This is a genomic window from Opitutus sp. ER46 (assembly GCF_003054705.1).
GTDB lineage: Bacteria > Verrucomicrobiota > Verrucomicrobiia > Opitutales > Opitutaceae > ER46.
The window spans coordinates 40,265-58,327 of sequence record NZ_QAYX01000016.1 but is presented as its reverse complement, the minus strand read 5'-3'; the positions used below and the strand labels follow the sequence as shown (position 1 = coordinate 58,327).

Sequence of the window (18,063 nt, the reverse complement as noted above, 5' to 3'; positions counted from 1 at the left end):
ACGGCCGAACGGCTAGAAGGTGAACGTGGAGGTGACTTCCCAGGTGCGTTCCTCGCCGATTCGCCACGCCGCGACATCACGGGTGGAGAGATCGCCGACGTAGACCGGGTTGGCCTTCACGGGGATGAGCAGGTTGTCGTTCAGGATGTTGCGGACGTTGAGCTGGATCTTCCAGCCGACGCGGCCGCCGAAGATCTTCCGCGAGTAGTTGATCCAGCCATCGTAGGTGATCTGGTCCGAACCCATGAACGGATGCTTCACATCGGTGACGAGGCCGAGCACCGGGTCGTTGATGACCGGATACCCGATGGCAACCTTGTCCTGCCAGCGGGCGGCGCCGCCGATGGCCCAACCCTTGAGCCAGGTGTTGCGGCCGAAGGTGTAGTTGGCGACGCCGTTGGCGCGCCACTCACGCAGCTCGGGCGTGCGCTCACCGGCGGAGAGCTTCGCCGTGGTCAGCGGGTTGGTCATGTACTGCGTGGCGTACGAGTCGACGCGCTGCACGCCGCCCGCGAGGGTGAGCGGCCAGAGCGCGGGGAGCTGCCACTGCTTCAGCCGCTCCGCCACGAGCGCGGTGAGGATCGGGCTGGTGTCGCCGCGCACCGCCTCCTGCTGGGCGACGTTGGCCGAGAGGCGCAGGCTGCGGGTCGGGTTGATGACGGTTTCAATTTCCCAGCCCTTGGAGACCGAGCTGGTAAGCTCGACCGTGCCCGACGGCGCGCCGGTGTACGTGGCGTCGCGCGTGCCGTCCGCCTCCACCGCGCCGACCGTGAACTTGTAGTTGTCGAGGTAGCGCTTGAACGTCGGCGAGGCCGACGGGCTGTCGAAGCCGACATAGCCGATCGAGTCGAGAAACTGCTTGGGGAGCGAGGCGGTGATGCGGGACTCGAGGTCGACGACGCGGTTGAGCACGCCGGAAACGCGAGTGTCGGTCATGTTGTCCTGCGTCGTCTCGTAGCGCGTCACGCGCAGGATGAACTTCTCGTCGAAGGCGCGCAGGCCGATGCCGTACTCCTTGGTGTCGCCCGTCTGCGGCGGCAGGTAGTCGCCGAGGATGTTGCGGCGGACGCCGGCGGTGACGTCGAAGTTCTCCGAGCTGTTGTAGTAGAACGAGAGGCCGGGCTGGCCGGGGAGCCGGCTGAGCCATTTCGCCGGCAGGTGCAGCGCCAGGCCGTGGCTAAAGGTCGACTCCCGGGTCACGATGCCCGGCGGCAGTTCGGCATGGGCCAGATAGCGGCCGCCGGTGTCGGGATTGGTCTCCGAGCTGTTCGCGACGGCGCTGACGACGCGGTCGCGCCGCCAGCCGAGGGTGGAGACGAGCAGGTTGTTCCACCAGTTGCCCTGCCAGACGGCGACGGACGAGCCGGCCTTGTTGGACGTGGCGCTGTTGCTCGTGACGAGGTACTCGAGGTCGTTCGGGTACGTGTAGGTCTGCACGTCCTGGCGCACCCACTTGTATCCGGTATTCACATTCTCGACCATCACCGGGACGGAGAACGGAACCAGCAGGACGGTGCTGACGCCGCGGAGGTTGGCGCCGGCGGGCGTGGCGGCATTGGCGAGGGACGGCCCGAGGTAGACGACGCTGGAGACCTTGCGGCTGGTCGAGATGGTGTTGCCGTTGAGACCGTCACGGAAGGAGGGCGCGACGACCTGCGGATAACCGCCGAGCGTGAACTGCTCGCGGTTCAGCGTGGAGTACATGCCGGTGAGCGTCTGGGTGCCGAGGATCCGGCGCCACAGGCTGTGGCCGCGGCGGGCAAAATCGTGCTTGGCGAAGACCGTGGCGCGGCCGGACTCGAAGAGGTTTTCGTAGCGGTTGAAGTAGCCGTTGGACGCGATGAAAGGACGGCCGAAGTTTGGGTTGGCGCGACCGTCGGCCGTGACGGTGTTCACGTCGATGAAGATGTTGTTGCCGCGGTAGCTGTTGCTGATGCCGCGCAGCATGTCGGAGTCGGCGCTCTGGCGGTCGTAGACGAGCTCGAAGCCGACGTCGCCGCCGAAGAGGAGCTGCTCGACCGCGATGTTCTCGGTGTCGAAGTCCATCCAGGTGCCGCTGTTCGGGCCGTCCAGGAGCTGGCTGCGGTAGTCGAAGATCGAGCGGTCGGTCAGTTGCTTGCCGACCATGAAGCCGGCCAGCGGATCCTTGGTGATGTTGGCGGCGATCTCCTGTGAGCTGCGCGGCGCGAGGAAGCGGTAGGTGATGCCGGGGGCGTTGGCGTAGGGCACCCAGGCGTCGGTCGGGATCGGGTTCGACGGATCGTCGTAGATCAGGCCGACGTTCTGGGACCAGTTGCCCGCCATGCCGTCGAGGTTGTTGGCGCGCTGGAAGTTCTTCGTCGCGGTCGACGTAAAGTTGTTGTCGCGGGAGAGTTTCCCGTACGTCCACCAGCTGGTCATGCTGTCGACCGGCGGATCGACGCGCGGCAGGCGCTGATCATGGTAACCGAGCTCGCCGTTGACGCGGATCGTCGTGCCCTTGAAAGGCTTGTAGGTCACCGCGCCGAAATAGCGGTTCTGCTCCCGGAAGGTGTATTCCTGCTCGTAGTGCTTGTTGTCGCGCAGCATGGCGACGCGCACCGCGAGCTTGTCCTTCAGCAGCACGCGCTCGAGGTCGAGTGACAGGCGGTAGGAGTCGTAGCTGCCCATGCGCGCCTGGACCTGGCCCTTGTTTTTGAACTGCGGCGCGATGAGCGTGCTCTCGACGATGCCGCCAGGGCTGCCGAAGCCGAAGAGGATGGCGTTGGGGCCACGGTTGATGGTGGCGCTCTGGGTGTTGTACGCGTCGAACGGGATGCCCGGCGTGAGGAAGTAGTTGCGCGTCTGGTCCGCCCCGGCGAGGCCGCGGACGCGATTCGACGGGCTGGTCGATTCGCGCACCGGATCGAAGGTCTGCGCGGCCGTCTCCTGAGTGGAACCCGAGTAGTTGCCGCCGATGCCAACGACTTCCGTGCCCGTGGTGTACACCAGCAACTCGGCCGCGCCGGTCGCACCCAAGTCGTCGAGAAAGTCCTTGGTGACCACGCTCACGGAGGCGGCGATGTCCTTCAGGCTGGTGCGCAGTCGGGTGCCGGCCAACGAGTCCGTGGCGGCATAGCCGTTGTCGCGCTCCGAGGAGACGACGAACGGGCTGAGCACGATGGACTCCTCCGCGGCAGCCGCGGCGGCGGGCGGATTGGGCGAGGCGGCGGAGGTCTGGGCACCGAGGCGGCTGGCCGCCAGCAAGGTCAGCCCGAGGCAGAGGGGAACGCGGAGGAATTTCATGACGGAAGGGGCGTTTGGGTCAGGGCGCGTTAATTTGCATACTTATGCTGAATTGACATGCCCAACGCAGAGAGTAGCACGAGGCCCGCCGGGCAAAGAATGTTTGTTCTGGCAATTCGCATACAGGAAATGCCCCTCACCGAACCGGACTACTTTCGCTATTTCGCCGCCGGCCCCGACGTCCGTCGCTGGGGCGTCGGGCTCACGGGCGCCGGACGCACTTGCGTCCCGGCCCGGTCGCCCTACCCGCCCGCCCGCCATCCCGCCGACCACGACTTTACCTGGGAGCACGGCCGCGTGCTGGAGGCGCTGCAACTGGTGTATATCGTTGAGGGCTCCGGGATCTTTGAATCCCAGGCGACCGGACGCTGCCACTTGGAGGCTGGAAACGCCGTCGCGCTGCTGCCGGGCGTGTGGCACCGCTACCGGCCGGACCCCGACACGGGTTGGACGGAGAGTTGGGCGGAAATCCAGGGGCCACTGGTCAATACCCTGCGGCGCGCTGGGGTTTTTGCCGCCACCCGCGCCGTGCGCGTCATCCAGCCGGAGTCCGGGTTTGAGGAGGCACTCGCGGCGGTCCATCTCCGGGCCCGAGTCGCCGAAGGCAGCTTCGACCCGGAATTGGCCGCCGTCGCCTTCGGCCTGCTCGCCGCCTGGGAAAAGGCCGGCCGCGTGCAGCCCGCCCGCTCGCGCATGCTCAAGGCCATTTCCGCCGCCGAGCGTTATCTCGCCGACCAACTCTCCGCCCCCGTCAACGTCCAGAATCTCGCCCGTCAGCTGGGCGTCGGCTACTCGCATTTCCGGCGCGCGTTCAGGGCCCACACCGGCTTTGCCCCCTGGCAGTACGTCCTGCATCTCCGGCTCTCCCGCGCGCGCCGTTTGCTGGCGGCGTCCGACGCCACGCTCGATGAGATCGCCAGCCGCCTAGGCTTCAGCTCCGGCTTCCACCTCTCCAGTGCCTTCAAGCGCGCCTACGGCAGCTCGCCTGAACACTGGCGCGCCGAGCTCGCCGCCTCGCGGCCGAGAAAAGGGGAGTGAGGGGGTGAGGGCGGCCTCGGTCTTTCGCTTACTCTTCCTCTTTCTCTTTCTCTCGTTCCGTGGGCAAAGGCCATGTGCGGGAGAAAGAGAAAGAGAAAGAGTACGAGTAAGAGAAAGAGTAGGAGTGGGCGCCCCCACCCCGCAGCCCTCCCTGCGCCCGCGTTGCGTAATCACCCTGGCTGAGCATTGGTTGCGGCGCTCATGAACGACACGCCGCCTTCTTCCCCGGGCCATTCGGCCCACGGACACGGTCACTCCTCGCATGCACAATCTGGCCCTGCGGCGGCCGCCCTCCCCCCGCCCGATGAGATCGTCTACATGGGACTCCCTCACGAGCGCTACCTGCGCCCCCGCCTCTGGGTCGCTCTGCTCCTCGGCGTGCCCGTGCTCGTCCTCGCCATGGGCGCCATGCTCGCGCCCGCCTTCTTCCACCGCTTCGACCCGCAGGTGCTGGCGTGGACGCAGCTCGTGCTCACCACGCCGATCTTCTTCTGGGCCGGCGCCCCGCTGAACCGGCGCTGGTGGTATTCCATCCGCAAGCGGGACACCAACATGTTCACGCTCATCGTCACCGGCACCGGCGCAGCCTACGCGTTCAGCGTCGCCGCCGTCCTGTTCGGCGACCGCCTGCCGCCCGCGTTGCGCACCGACCATGGCGTGCCACTCTACTTCGAGGCCGTCGCGTTTATCACCGCGATCGTCCTCATGGGCCAGATCCTCGAGCAGCGCGCCCACGCTCGCACCGACGCCGCCATTCGCGGGCTCATGGATCTCGCCCCGCGCACCGCCCACCGGATCGGCGCGAATGGCGAGGAGGAAGACGTTCCCGTCGAGGCCGTCCATCCGGGCGATCTCCTGCGGGTGCGTCCCGGCGAGAGCCTCCCGGTCGACGGCGTGATGGCCGAGGGCCGCAGCGAGGTGAACGAGTCCATGCTCACCGGCGAACCGGTGCCGGTCGCAAAGGCTCCCGGCGACCCCGTCAGCGCGGGCACGCTCAACACCACCGGCGCCTTTACCTTCCGCGCCGAACGCGTCGGGCGCGACACGCTGCTCGCCCAGATCGTCCGCCTCGTCGAGGAGGCACAGAACAGCGAGGCGCCCATCGCCCGGCTCGCCGATCGCGTCTCCTCCTGGTTCGTCCCGGCCGTGGCCACGATCGCCGTCATCACGTTCCTGGCGTGGTGGCTCGTCGGCCCGGAGCCGCGCTTCCTCCACGCGCTGCTCAACGCCGTCGCGGTCCTGATCATCGCCTGCCCCTGCGCCCTCGGCCTCGCCACGCCCGTCTCCCTCGTCACCGGCATCGGCCGCGGTGCCCAGGCCGGCGTGCTCGTCAAGGACGCCGCCGCCCTCGAGCGCCTCGCCGCCGCCGACACGCTCCTGATCGACAAGACCGGCACGCTCACCGTCGGCTCTCCGCGCGTGGTCAAACTCGCGCCAGCCGACGCCTTGAGCGCCGACGAGGTCCTGGGGCTCGCCGCTGCCGCCGAGGCCGCCAGCGAACATCCACTCGCCCGCGCCATCGTCGCCGCCGCGCGCGAACGCGGCCTCGCGATCGTCCCCGCCACCGGTTTTCGCGCCGAGCCCGGCATGGGCGTGCAGGCCACCGTCGCCGGTCGCCGGGTGGTTGTCGGTCGCGCGTCCGACGCCGTGGGCTTCGCCGCGCCAACGGCCGGCGCGCCGACCACCCTCGTCGCCGTCGAGGTCGACGGCCGACTTGCCGGCCGCATCGAACTCGCCGATACGATCAAGCCGACCACCGCCCAGGCGATTCGCGAACTCCAGCGGCTCGGTCTCCGCGTTGTCATGGTCACCGGCGACCGCGACGAAACCGCCCGCGCCGTCGCCCGTGAACTCGGGCTCGACGGCCACCACGCCGGCGTCACGCCCGCCCGCAAACAGGAACTCGTCCGCGCGCACCGCGCCCGCGGCGAGCAGGTGGTGTTCGCCGGCGACGGCCTCAATGACGCTCCGGCCCTCGCCGCCGCTGACGTCGGCATCGCCATGGGCACCGGCACCGACGTCGCCATGGCCAGCGCCGGCCTGGTGCTGGTCCGCGGCGACCTCGCTGCGCTCGTCCGCGCCGTCCACCTCAGCCGCGCCACGCTGCGCAACATCAAGCAGAACCTCTTCTGGGCCTTCGCCTACAACTTCGCCGGCCTGCCCGTCGCCGCCGGCGTGCTGTATCCTTTCTTCGGCATCCTGCTCAGCCCGATGCTCGCCAGCATCGCGATGAGCATCTCCTCGATCACCGTCGTGGCGAACGCGCTCCGGCTCCGCCACGCCCGGCTGTAGGACGCCGAAATCGGAGCCCCGGGCGAGGGCGAAACGCGCGCCCGAACATCGGGTCAGACCGGGGGCGGCGCGATCTCCCGGAACCACCCTTTGCCCCAGTAAGGGTAATACGGGTACGGCTGTGACGTGGCGCTCGCCGCGTCCAGCCGCGCCACCTGCTCGGGCGTCAACGCCCAGCCCACCGCGCCCAGATTCTGCCGGAGCTGCTCCTCGTTCCGCGCGCCGACGATCACGTTCGCAACCGTCGGCCGCCGCAGCAGCCAGTTGATGGCTACCTGCGGGACCGTCCGCCCGGTCTCCGCCGCCACCGCATCGAGCACGTCGACGACGCGATAGAGGAACTCGTCCGGCACCTGTGGGCCAACGTCCACGACGTCCTGCGAGTTCAACCGGCTGCTTGGCGGCTTCGGCTGCCCGCGCCGGAGCTTTCCCGTCAACCGCCCCCACCCCAGCGGGCTCCACACCATCGCGCCCACCCGCTGGTCCACCCCGAGCGGCATCAGCTCCCACTCATAGTCCCGCCCGACGAGCGAGTAGTACACCTGGTGCCCGACGAACCGCGGCCAGCCGTACCGCTCCGCCAACGCCAGGCTCTTCATCAGCTGCCAGCCGGCGTAGTTCGACGCACCCACATAGCGCACCTTCCCCGCGCGGACGAGCGCGTCCAGGGTCTGCAGCGTCTCCTCGATCGGCGTCTGCGCGTCGAAGCCGTGGAGCTGGAAGTAGTCGATGTAATCGGTCCCGAGTCGGCGCAGGCTGGCCTCCACCGCCTGCAACAGGTGAAACCGCGACGCGCCGACGTCGTTCGGGCCGTCACCCGAGCGCAGCACCGCCTTCGTCGAGATCAGCACCTGGTCGCGCCGGCCCTTGATCGCCTGCCCGAGCACCTCCTCCGCCGCACCGCCGGAGTACACGTCCGCCGAATCGAAGAAGTTCATGCCGGCCTCGAGCGCGATGTCCACGAGCCGCCGCGCGCCCGCGCCATCCGTGCTGCCCCAGGCGCGAAAGAAGTCGCCCTGGCCGCCAAACGTCGCCGTGCCGAGGCTGAGCACCGGCACCCGTAGTCCTGAACCGCCGAGTTGTCTGTATTCCATCGGACAATATCCGGCCGCCCGTTTGCTTCCTCCAATCCTTTGAATTTATCGGAGCGATCGATGACAGCGATCAAGCCGGGCATCACCGAACTCCGCCACCTGCGTTACTTTCTCGCGATCGCCGAGGCCGGACAATTTCGCCGTGCCGCCGCCGCCCTGCGCGTCTCGCAGCCGACGCTCTCGCACCAGATCCAGCAGCTCGAGCTGCAGATGGGCGCGCCGCTGTTCGAGCGCCTCAGCCGCACGATCCGGCTCACGCCCGCCGGCGTCGTCCTGCGCGAGCGCGCCAGCACAATCCTCCGCGAACTCGGTCACGCGAGCCGCGCCATCGCCGAACTCCAGGGCCTCGCCGCCGGGGAGCTGCGCGTCGGCGCGGTCGCCACCGTCGATGTCGCGCTCGTCCCCGGTGCCGTCGCCTTGTTTCACGAGCGCCACCCCAAGGTCTCCGTCAGCATCCGCGAGCTGCCCAGTGACGCCCTCGAGGCGGAGTTGCTGGCGGGCCGCCTCGACCTGGGCCTCGGCCTCCTGCACGCCCGCGTCGGTTCCCCCATTGAAACGGAGCCGTTGTTCGAGGAGCGACTCGTGGCCGTGCTCCCGGCCGGGCACCCGCTGCAGGGCCAGGCCGCGGTGGAACTCGCCACCATCGCGCGTGAGCCGCTCGTCCTCCTCTGCCGCGGATTCTGTACCCGCGAGCTCGTCGACGAGGCCGCCGCGCGGCTCAATGTCGCGGTCGCCGCGCGGATCGAACTGAACTCGATCGCCACGGTGCTCGCGACCGTCATGCGCACGGCCCTGGCGACGCTCCTGCCCGAGAGCTCAGTCCGCTGGTCCTGCCACCCGAGCCTGCAGGTCGTGCCGCTCGTGCACGGCCGTCGTCCGCTGCGCGCGCGGCGCGTCGGGCTGCTCTGGGTTCGCGGCGCTCACCGCACCGCCGCCGCGGTTGCCTTCGCCCGCGCGGTGCGCGAGGTCGTGGCGGCGGCGCGCGCGGGATCAACTCCGGTCGCGCCGCTCGCCAACGCCGTCGCTTCTCGGCCACGCCGCGCGGCCGCTCAGTTGGCTGCCGCGCTGGCGTAGGTCTGGATCGCGTGCGCCGGGATGGTGCACGCCACCGGCGCCCCGCCCGTGGCCAGCGTGAAGCGCACGGGCTGGTCCCCCTTGTTCAACACCACCGCCACAAGCGAGCCGTCGGGATTCTGAAACGCGATCGAGGCCAGTCCGGCCGGCCCGCCCGTCGTCGCAATCCGGTACGCGCCGGGACGCACAAAGCGGCTGAAGTGCGCGATGTAGTAGAACGACGGGCCGTACCGCACCTCCTTGGTGTTGGTGTCCACGATCACCGGCGCATCACAGAAGTTGCCCACGTGATTCGGGCCGCCGCGCTGGTCGAGGACGATGTTCCAGTCGAGGAAGCCCGCGACCCAGTTCTTGAAGTCACCGATCATCTGCGTGGCGTACGTCTCACCGTGGTCCCAGCGCCCGAGCGCCTCGCCGCCTTCGCAGCAGCCTTCGGTGAAGAGGATGGGTTTGTCGGGGAAAGCGGCGTGCACCCGCGAGGACGCCTCGTAGTCGTCGCTCACGTACCAGTGCACGCCGAGCCCCCAGAGGTATTTTGCCGCCTTCGGATCGCCCAGCATCGCCTTGGCCCGGGTCTCGATCCCGTCGCGGTTATGATCCCAGCCGAGAAGCTTCACGTCGGCGAACCCACCTTTCTCCAGCGCAGGCCCGAGGTGGTCGCGCACGAAGTCGCGCTCCTCCTCCGGGGAATACAGGCACGACTCCCAGGTCTGCTTCGCGTCGGGCTCGTTCTGCACCGTGAGCGCCCACACCGGCAGCTTCTCTTCGTCCCGCATCGCCTGCAGAAAGCGCACGTAGTAGTTCGCCCACGCCGGTCGGTACTCGCCGCGCAGCTTGCCGCCGTCGTCCATCCGGAAGTTCGTCTTCATCCACGCGGGCGGGCTCCAAGGCGACACGAGCAGCTTGAACCGATCGGCCCCGGCGACCGCGCGCGCATCGTGCAGCAGGGGCATCAGCCACCGCCGCATCGGATCGAGCGTGAAATGGTGCAGGTCGTAGTCGCCCGGCGTCTCGTCGAGCGCCCACATATGCAGCGAGAAATCGCAGGAGTTCAGGTGTGTGCGCGCCAGCGTGTAGCCGATGCCCTCCTGCGGGTCGTAGTATCGCCGCAGGACTTCGCGGCGGCGGTCCGCCGGCAGCTGCGCCAGCACCCAGGCGGAGGATTCCGTGAGGGCGCCGCCAAAGCCGATCATCTGCTGGAACCGCTGCGCCGGATCGAGCTGCAGCGCATCGGCCGGGGTCGCCGCCGCCGTGGCGGGCGCGGCCACGGACGCGAGCCGGCGGTCGGTGTCGCGCGCGGTTTCATGGACCGACCAGGAGCCGGAGGCGGCGCCGAGCGAGGAAGCCAGGACGGCGAGGGCCGTCCACGGGAGGAGGATGGATTTCAGGTGCATGATGCGAAACGGAGACGGGGCAGGGTGTGGCGGGGCGAGCGCACGCGGCTCGCCCCACGGGCCACGGGTTCACAGCTTGTAGTCGAAGGTGAGCTGCCAGCGCCGGGGCGCGGCGTAGATGAAGCCGTAGAGCTTCCGGTCGTTCGCCACGTTATCCACGTTGAGCTGCACGCTCGATTCGTGACCGCGCAGCCGGAACGCGTACTTCACCATCGCGTTGATGACGGTGCGGCTGCGGGTCTGCAGCGAGATCGGGTTGCCCTGGTTGTCGAGGGCGTTCTGGCCGTACGCAGGATAGATCACACGCGGGCTTTCGTACGCCCCGCCCACGCCGCACGACCACCCGTGCCAGCGCGACAGCTTCGGGAACTGGTAGCTGATCCACGCCGTGCCCTGGTTCTTCGGCGTGTCGTCCATCGGCAGGCCCGCCCCAAACGCGATGAAGGTCGAGGTGTCCTGCGGGTCGGTGTACACCTCGCCCAGCGGCCGGCCGGCGGTGGCCGACCATGAGATCGGCGCGTACCAGATCGCCCAGCGGTCCTGGGGATACGGATACTTCGGCCACGCCTGCGCGTTGAGCACGACCTTCTCGATGTGCGACCAGGTAAGCAGCACCTGCAGGTTGTCCGTGGGCTGGAAAAGGATCTGCGTGTCCCAGCCGCGCGAGCGGTCGCTGCCCGTCGCCACGCTGCGCTGGTCGCCGTTGTCGTCCATCGTCGCGTTGTTCACGAGGTTGTCGAACGGCAGGCTGCCGGGATCCGCGCCAGTGTAGATCCAGCCCCACCAGCCAAACTGCTTCAGCGCGTAAACGTTCTGGAAGACGGCGTCCATGAACGCGGCGCCCGTCGGCTTCGACGCATTGACATACCAGTTGGTGCTCCCGGCGGAGTTCGTCTGCCGGTAGATCGCGCCGGCGGCGACCGCCGCGTTCCACTGCGCCGTCGAGGCGACCACCGCGCCGTTCCAGTCGTTGGTCGCCGGGTTCAGGTCGTTGACGTTGTAGACGATGTCCTTGTTCGGGTTGAAGTGCAGGTTCTTCGCCACCACCGGCGCGAACCAGACGAGGCTCGAGCTGCCCACCTGGGCGCGGGTGCGCGTGATCTCGAATTTGCTCAGCGTGCCGGAGATCTTGCCGCGGAAGAGGTCGAACTTGAGGCCGACTTCGTTGTTCTTCGCCAGTGCCGCCTGCAGCGGCTGGCCGTACAGGTCGAGCTTGCCCTGGTAGTTGGGCTCCACGCCTTCCGAATGCATGGCGTAGACCGCGAGCTCACGGTTCGGCGTGAGATCCAGGCTCGCGCCATACTGGTAGGTCGTGTCCCGGCTCGGCGTGGCCATCGAGGTCGAGGGCGCCGTGTCGCCGCGCGGCGTGCCGTTGGCATTAAACTCGGGATTGTACTGCCAGACGTTGTTCCAGCTGCGGTCGCGCCGCACGCCGGCGATCAGGGTGAGCCGGTCGTCGAGCAGCTTGCCCTGGTAAACGGCGTACAGCGCCGGGTTCGACGTCGTGGTGCGCAGGTTGTCCCACTCGACCAGCGGCGCTTCGGCCGAGCCGTTGCCCTGCCGACCAAAACGGAAGTACGAGTAGTCCGCCGGGCTGTGATAGTTCGAGACATCGCCCGGGGTCTGCCGCGTGGCGTCGTCCTTCTTTTCGCGGGTATAGCTGAAGCCGCCGAGGAGGGAGTTGTCCCACCGCGCCCAGCGCGAGGCGCGCTCGAAGAGCTTGAGCCGGTAGTTGAGCTCCACGCGCACCTGGTCGTGCGTGTTGTCCTGCCGACGTTTCTCCCACTGGTACGCGATCGTCGCGGGCTGCGGTCCGACGGGCACGCCCGACTGCGTGGACGCCAGCCCGGCGAAGCTCACCGGCGCGATCGCCCAAGCCGGCACGCTGCTGCCGCTCGCGACGGTCTGCAGCGCCGCGAGGTTGTCGAGCTGGTCGAACCGGAAGGTCGAGTGATTCACGCCCGCGAGGAAGCTCAGGTGCTCGCCGATCTGCTGCGTGACCTTGAATGCCACGTTGCCGGCGGTGCTGTCCCGCGAGGTGTCGGGCCCGCTCCAACGGAAGGTCCGCACGTTGCGGCCGGGGATGGGCAGGAAGTTGCCGTTGTAGCCGGCGCTGTCGTTGACGTAGCTGGACACCGCCGCGCGCAGGTCCTGCCAGCCGATGCCGTCCTGCCACTGGCGGCCGTACTCAAAATCCAGGACGATCTCCGTGCCGGTGAAGGGACGCCAGGAGAGCACCGGCGAGACGAAGACGTGGCGCTCGGTGTTGAAGTCGGTGTACGAGGCCGTGTCCTGCACCGCGCCGGTCACCCGGTACGCCAGTTTGCCCGACGCCGTCAGCGGCCCCGTCGCGTCGATGGTCGCGCGGAGGAACTCGTTGCTGCCGACGGCGAGCGAGACGGCCTCGGCCCGCTTGGTCTCGGGCATCTTCACCAGGTAATTCACCACGCCGCCGAAGTTGCCGACGCCGTACAGGAGCGACGCCGGACCGCGGGCGACTTCGACGCGCGCGATGTTCACCGAATCGGTCGAGTTCTGCCGGCGGAAGCCGTCGCGCAGCACCGACTCGGTCAGGAAGCCCCGGATCTTCATGTGGGTCTGGTCCGGGTTGGCCGTCGCGCCCTCGGGGTTGTTGATCTTCCCCGCGGCGGTCGAGAAGCTGCCGGCGGGCGCGTTGTAGTCGTTCTGGGTCTGCAGCAGGACACCCGAGCTGTAGCGCAGCGTCTGCCGCAGGTCGGTCGAACCCGTGTCGCGCATGAACTGCTCGGTGATCACCTCGATCGGCATCGGCAGGTCCTTGATCGCAGTGTTCAGCCGCGTGCCGGAGATGGAGTTCGTGGCGCGATAGCCGCGGTCCTTGTCGGTGGATACCGTGAACGGCGAGAGCACGACAGGCTCGTCGGCCGCCGGCGACGCCGGCGCGGAAGTGGCAGTTTGGGCCAGGGCAGCGGGCGCGGTCGCGCCCGCGAGAGTCAGCGCCAGCAGGGAGACAAACCGGGGTGGGTTCATGCGGGGTGGTGGGTTGGGGAGTGCAGCCGGGCCGCGCGTGACCGGGGCCGGCCGGAGGGGTGACGTACGTTATCAATTTTCCCGCTCCCGCCGCATCCCCCTTTCGGGTGGGCGCGATCGGCCGGTTTTGACGTGAACTGACCGCGGCGGCGCCTACGCTGCCGGTTCCCCCACCCCGTGTTTCCCCCGGCCTCACTCCTCTTCGGCCGCCTTGCCGTCCTTGCCGGCCTGTTCGCCGCGATGGTCCTGGCGCGCGCCGAGTCCGCCCCCTCCGCCCCAGCCGCCGCACCGCTGCGCGACGCCGCAGCCGTGCTGTCGTTGACCGGCGAGCAGGCCAGCCAGGGCCGGCGCATCGTGCTGAACGGCGTGGTCACCGCGGCCGAACCCGACTGGAGCGGACAGTTCTTCGTGCAGGACGCCACCGGCGGCGTGTTCGTGGAAAACTACGGCGCGCCCGCGCCGGAACCGGGCGACGTCGTGACGATCGAGGGCGTCAGCCACCCGGGGGCGTTCGCCCCGATCGTGAGCCGGCCCACGTGGCGGAAAACCGGCCGCGCCGCGCTGCCGGAGCCTCGTCGCGTGCGCATCGAGGATCTCAATACGGGCGGCGAGGACGGCGAGCGCGTGGAGGTCACCGGGGTGGTGCGCACCGCCCGGCTGGAACACCAGCGGCTGCTGGTCGACCTGGCCGTCGTCGGCCACCGGCTGCAGGTTTCCACCCGGCCGCCCCCGGAGACCGATCCGGCCACCCTGGTCGGCGCGCGCGTGCGGGTGCGCGGCACCGTGGCCACCCACTACATCGGGGCGTTGCGGCATCTGACGTCGGTGGCGGTCTACGCGCCGCGGCTCGAGGACTTCACCGTGCTCGAGGCCGAGCCGGCCGATCCCTTTCTGAGCCCGGCCACCCCGGTGAACAGCGTCGCGCAATACCGCCGCGGCCGGCTGGCGGAGCAACGGGTGCACGTCCGGGGTGTCGTCACGCTGCAGCGGCCGCGCGAGGACGTGTTCCTGCAGGATCCGTCCGGCGGCCTGCGCATCGTCACCGCCCAGCCGGGACGCTGGCCCGTCGGCACGACCATCGAGGCGGCCGGGTTTCTCGAATATGAGGGCCACCTGCCGCTGTTGCGCGACGCCGTGATCCGCGCGGAACCGGGCGCGCCCGCCCCGCTGGTTCCGCGGCGCGTCCAGCCCGCCGCCATCGCGCAGGGCGAGCACCACGGCGAACTCGTCACGTTGCGCGGGCGCGTCCTCGACCGTTCCACCCGCCCGAACATCCGCGCCGACGGCTCGCCCGCCGGCTTCGTCACCACCTGGATGCTGCAGGGGCCGGCCGGGAGCTGCACCGTCGAGCATATCTCGCCCGAGCGCGACGCCTCGCTCGCCCGCATCCCGATTGGCAGCGACGCGGAGGTGGACGGAATCTGCGTTCTCACGGTCGATCCCAACGGCAAGCTCACCTCCCTGCGCCTGCTCCTGCCGTCGCTCTCGGGCTGGCGCGTGCTGCAGCGGCCGAGCTGGCTCACCCCCGCCCGGCTGCTCCTCGGGCTCGCCGTGCTCACGGCCCTGCTCGTGTTCGTCCTCGCGTGGCTGCTCACCGTCGCGAAGAAGAACGCCGCGCTGCACCGCCTCGTCCACGAGCTGGAGCAGGCCCGCGGCAAGCTCCAGGAGGCGCACGACACGCTCGAGCAGAAGGTCGCCGAACGCACCGCCCAACTGCAGGTCGAGATGACCGCCCGCAAGACCGCCGAGGTGCAGTTCCGCGCCGTGCTCGCCGAACGCACCCGCCTCGCGCGCGACCTGCACGACACCCTCGAGCAGACGCTCGCCGGCATCGCCCTGCGCCTCAACACCGCAGCCAAGCTCGCCCGCCGCGACCCCGACGGCTCCGAATCGCATCTCCAGTTTGCCCGCAACTGGCTGCACCAAAGCCAGGTCGACCTCCGCCGCTCCATCTGGGATCTGCGCTCCCGCGAGTTGGAGCAGTTCGACCTGCCGGGCGCCCTCCGGCTCAGCGCGGAACAACTCGTCCAGGGCACCGCGATCACCCTCGACGTCCACATCGAGGGCACCCCCGTCCGCCTCCCCGAAGTCATGGAGGAAAACGTGCTGCGCATCGCCCAGGAGGCCCTCACCAACATCGCCAAACACGCCCAGGCCACACGCGTCACGCTGCGTCTGTCCTTTGCCCCGCCCGTCCTGCGGCTGCGCGTGGAGGACAACGGCGTCGGTTTCGACCCGCAGCAGCCCGCGCGCGACGGTCACTTCGGGCTCGTGGGCATCGGCGAGCGCGCGAAGCGCCTCGACGGCCGCGTGTCGATCCAAAGCCGCCCCGGCCACGGCACGCAGATCACCGTCGAACTGCCGCTGTCCGCGTGCCCCGGCGCCGCGACCGCAAGCGCCGCCGGCGCCTCCCCCTCCCCATGACCCGCCCCCTCCGCATCCTCGTGGCCGACGACCACTTCATCGTGCGCAGCGGCCTGGTCGCCCTCATCGATTCCGAGCCGGGCCTGCAGGTCGTGGCCCAGGCCACCGATGGCGCCCAGGCCGTCGACGCGTTTTTCCAGCACCGTCCCGACGTCAGCATCCTCGACGTACGCATGCCCGTGCTGACCGGCATCCAGGCCATCGAACGCATCCGCCAGCAGGCGCCCGACGCCGCCATTCTCGTGCTCACCGCCTTCAACGGTGACGAGGACATCCATCGTGCGCTGGCCGCGGGCGCCCGGGGTTACCTGCTCAAGAGCTCCACCGGCGACGACCTGCTGCCCGCCGTGCGCGCCGTCGCGGCAGGCGGCCGCTGGGTGCCGGACGACATCGCCAGCCGGCTCGCGGCCCGCAGCCACTACGAGGCGCTCACCACCCGCGAGCTCGAGGTGTTGCGCCACATCGCGCGCGGACGGGCCAACAAGGAAATCGCGGGCCTCCTGGCCATCTCGGAGAACACGGTGAAGGACCACCTCAAGAACATCCTGAGCAAGCTCCACGTCTCGGCCCGGACCGAGGCCGTCACCGCGGCCGTCCAGCGCGGCATCATCGAACTGTAGGGCGGCAATTCGGCCAAGCCGATGGGGATGCGGCGAGCCACGCGCACTGGCGCGGGCGTTTTGCGGCCTGGCCCACCCGACGAGCGCCCAACGCGGCATTTGCCTTTCGACCGCCCGGTTGCACGATTGCCTCTCCGCGTCCGCCGATCGGCGGCCCGCGGTCCGCAATCCGCAATTCAATGATTCCCGTCACCGTCCTCACCGGCTTCCTTGGCGCCGGCAAAACCACGCTCCTCAATCGCATCCTCACCGAACACCACGGCAAGAAACTCGCCGTGATCGAGAACGAGTTCGGCGAGGTCGGGGTGGACAACCAACTGGTGATCCAGAGCGAGGAGGAGCTCTTCGAGATGAACAACGGCTGCATCTGCTGCAGCGTCCGCGGCGACCTCATCCGCATCCTCGGCCGGCTGCTGAAGCGGAAGGACAAGCTCGACGGCATCCTCATCGAGACCACCGGCCTGGCCAACCCCGCCCCGGTCGCGCAGACGTTCTTCACCGACGACGAGATGAAGCAGGCGTTCAAGCTCGACGCCATCGTCACGGTCGTCGACGCGCGGCACGTCGCCCAGCACCTCGACGCCGATGACGAATCGGTGAAGCAGGTCGGCTTCGCCGACGTCATCCTGCTCAACAAGACCGACCTCGTCTCCCCCGCCGAGCTCGATGCCCTCGAGGCGCGCATCCGCCGGATCAACGCCGTCGCCCGCATCCACCGGACGCAGAATTGTGACGTGCCCCTCGACCGCGTGCTCGACGTCGGCGGCTTCAACCTGAGCCGCGCCACCGAACTCGATCCGAAGTTCCTCGAGACCGAATACCCATTCGAATGGGCCGGCGCCTACCATCTCCCTTCCGGCACGCACGAGCTCGTGATCGGCCACTGCCACCACGATCATGACCACGACCACGAGCATGGTCATGAGCATGAGCACGAGGAGCACGAGCACGGGGATGGCGAGGGCCACGAGCACCACCATCACCACCACCACGGCAATCCCGACGAACTCGATGTCGTGATCATGCCGGTGCAATCGCTCGACGGGAAGGCGATCGCCGCCGCCCGCGACGCCGCCGTGCTCGTGTTCTCTGACTGGGAGTCGCGCACGAAGGACGGCGACACCATTGCCCCCGGCGGCACGCTCCACCGGCTCCTACTCAAGGACGGCCATGGCCACTACAAGGTGAAGGTCGAGGAGCCGGGTCTCTACCTGGTGTTCGAAGGCTGCGGCGAGGACCCGCTGCATATCCACGTCGCCGGCGACACCGTGAAACCCACCTGGCAGCAGGACTACCACGGCGCCCACGAGCACAACGAGTCCGTCACCTCGGTCGGGATCAGCGAAGTCGGCGATCTCGACGGCAAACGGCTCAACGAGTGGATCGGCACGCTCCTGCGCGTGAAAGGCGGCGACATCTACCGGATGAAGGGCGTCCTCGCCGTCAAGGGCTCCAACAAGCGGCTCGTCTTCCAGGGCGTGCACATGCTGTTCGACGCCACCTTCGATCGCGAATGGGGCAACGAGCCGCGCCAGAACACGCTCGTCTTCATCGGCAAGAATCTCGACCGCACCGCCCTCACCGAAGCCTTCAAAGCCTGCCTGGCCTGATGGTCAGAAGCCGGAGGCCGGAGGCCGGAAGCCGGAAGCCTGAGGCCAGAAGCCGGAGGACAGAAGCCAGAGGTGAGTGGTCAGGAAGACACCGGGGAATGAACCACGGAGGCACAGAGGCCACCGAGAAGGCTGGTCATTGTGTCACAGCGCGCACCGAGACCAGAGGAGGGGCGCGGAGCGCAGACCATATCGAGTCAGAACTCCCTCCGGCGCCGGATCCGCTGTGCGCACGACTCCCTGA

The 18,063-nt window shown here is 68.9% G+C and carries 10 protein-coding genes; 6 read left to right on the top strand and 4 right to left on the bottom strand.

The genetic code is table 11. From position 1 onward, the window contains the following. Positions 1–12: 12 nt before the first annotated feature. A complete protein-coding gene (locus DB354_RS02120; RefSeq protein ID WP_107833785.1) occupies positions 13–3,264 on the bottom strand; it encodes a TonB-dependent receptor plug domain-containing protein in 3,252 nt (1,083 codons plus the stop codon). Positions 3,265–3,393: 129 nt separating this feature from the next. On the opposite strand from DB354_RS02120, the gene DB354_RS02115 reads away from it, so the two are divergent. Further along, entirely contained in the window at positions 3,394–4,302 is a 909-nt protein-coding gene (locus DB354_RS02115; RefSeq protein WP_158277320.1) for an AraC family transcriptional regulator, read from the top strand. Positions 4,303–4,620: 318 nt separating this feature from the next. Further along, positions 4,621–6,594 (top strand): copper-translocating P-type ATPase, encoded by a 1,974-nt coding sequence (locus tag DB354_RS02110; protein WP_107833783.1) that lies wholly within the window; start codon positions 4,621–4,623, stop codon positions 6,592–6,594. A gap of 53 nt (positions 6,595–6,647) precedes the next feature. Here DB354_RS02110 and DB354_RS02105 read toward each other — a convergent pair whose 3' ends face one another. Continuing rightward, positions 6,648–7,688, bottom strand: a complete 1,041-nt coding sequence (locus DB354_RS02105) for an aldo/keto reductase (protein ID WP_107833782.1) — start codon at positions 7,686–7,688, stop codon at positions 6,648–6,650. Positions 7,689–7,748: 60 nt separating this feature from the next. Here DB354_RS02105 and DB354_RS02100 point away from each other — a divergent pair, with 60 nt between their 5' ends. After that, complete coding sequence (locus DB354_RS02100) at positions 7,749–8,762, top strand: LysR substrate-binding domain-containing protein (RefSeq protein WP_107833781.1); 1,014 nt, start codon at positions 7,749–7,751, stop codon at positions 8,760–8,762. Here DB354_RS02100 and DB354_RS02095 read toward each other — a convergent pair. Together DB354_RS02095 and DB354_RS02090 are read right to left on the bottom strand one after the other, a co-directional pair. Continuing rightward, complete coding sequence (locus DB354_RS02095; RefSeq protein WP_107833780.1) at positions 8,738–10,156, bottom strand: glycoside hydrolase family 30 protein; 1,419 nt, start codon at positions 10,154–10,156, stop codon at positions 8,738–8,740. The genes DB354_RS02100 and DB354_RS02095 overlap by 25 nt on opposite strands. Positions 10,157–10,225: 69 nt before the next feature. Then, entirely contained in the window at positions 10,226–13,165 is a 2,940-nt protein-coding gene (locus DB354_RS02090; RefSeq protein WP_107833779.1) for a TonB-dependent receptor plug domain-containing protein, read from the bottom strand. A 177-nt stretch (positions 13,166–13,342) separates the two neighbouring features. Between DB354_RS02090 and DB354_RS02085 the strand changes: the two genes are divergently transcribed. From DB354_RS02085 to DB354_RS02075, 3 genes are all read left to right on the top strand, one after another. Then, positions 13,343–15,589 carry a histidine kinase gene (locus DB354_RS02085; protein ID WP_107833778.1) on the top strand — a complete coding sequence of 749 codons (2,247 nt, stop codon included), beginning with the start codon at positions 13,343–13,345 and terminating at the stop codon, positions 15,587–15,589. Next, positions 15,586–16,209 (top strand): response regulator transcription factor, encoded by a 624-nt coding sequence (locus tag DB354_RS02080; RefSeq protein WP_107833833.1) that lies wholly within the window; start codon positions 15,586–15,588, stop codon positions 16,207–16,209. The genes DB354_RS02085 and DB354_RS02080 overlap by 4 nt, the downstream gene beginning before the upstream one ends. A 179-nt stretch (positions 16,210–16,388) precedes the next feature. Then, complete coding sequence (locus tag DB354_RS02075) at positions 16,389–17,819, top strand: GTP-binding protein (protein ID WP_107833777.1); 1,431 nt, start codon at positions 16,389–16,391, stop codon at positions 17,817–17,819. Positions 17,820–18,063: the final 244 nt, after the last annotated feature.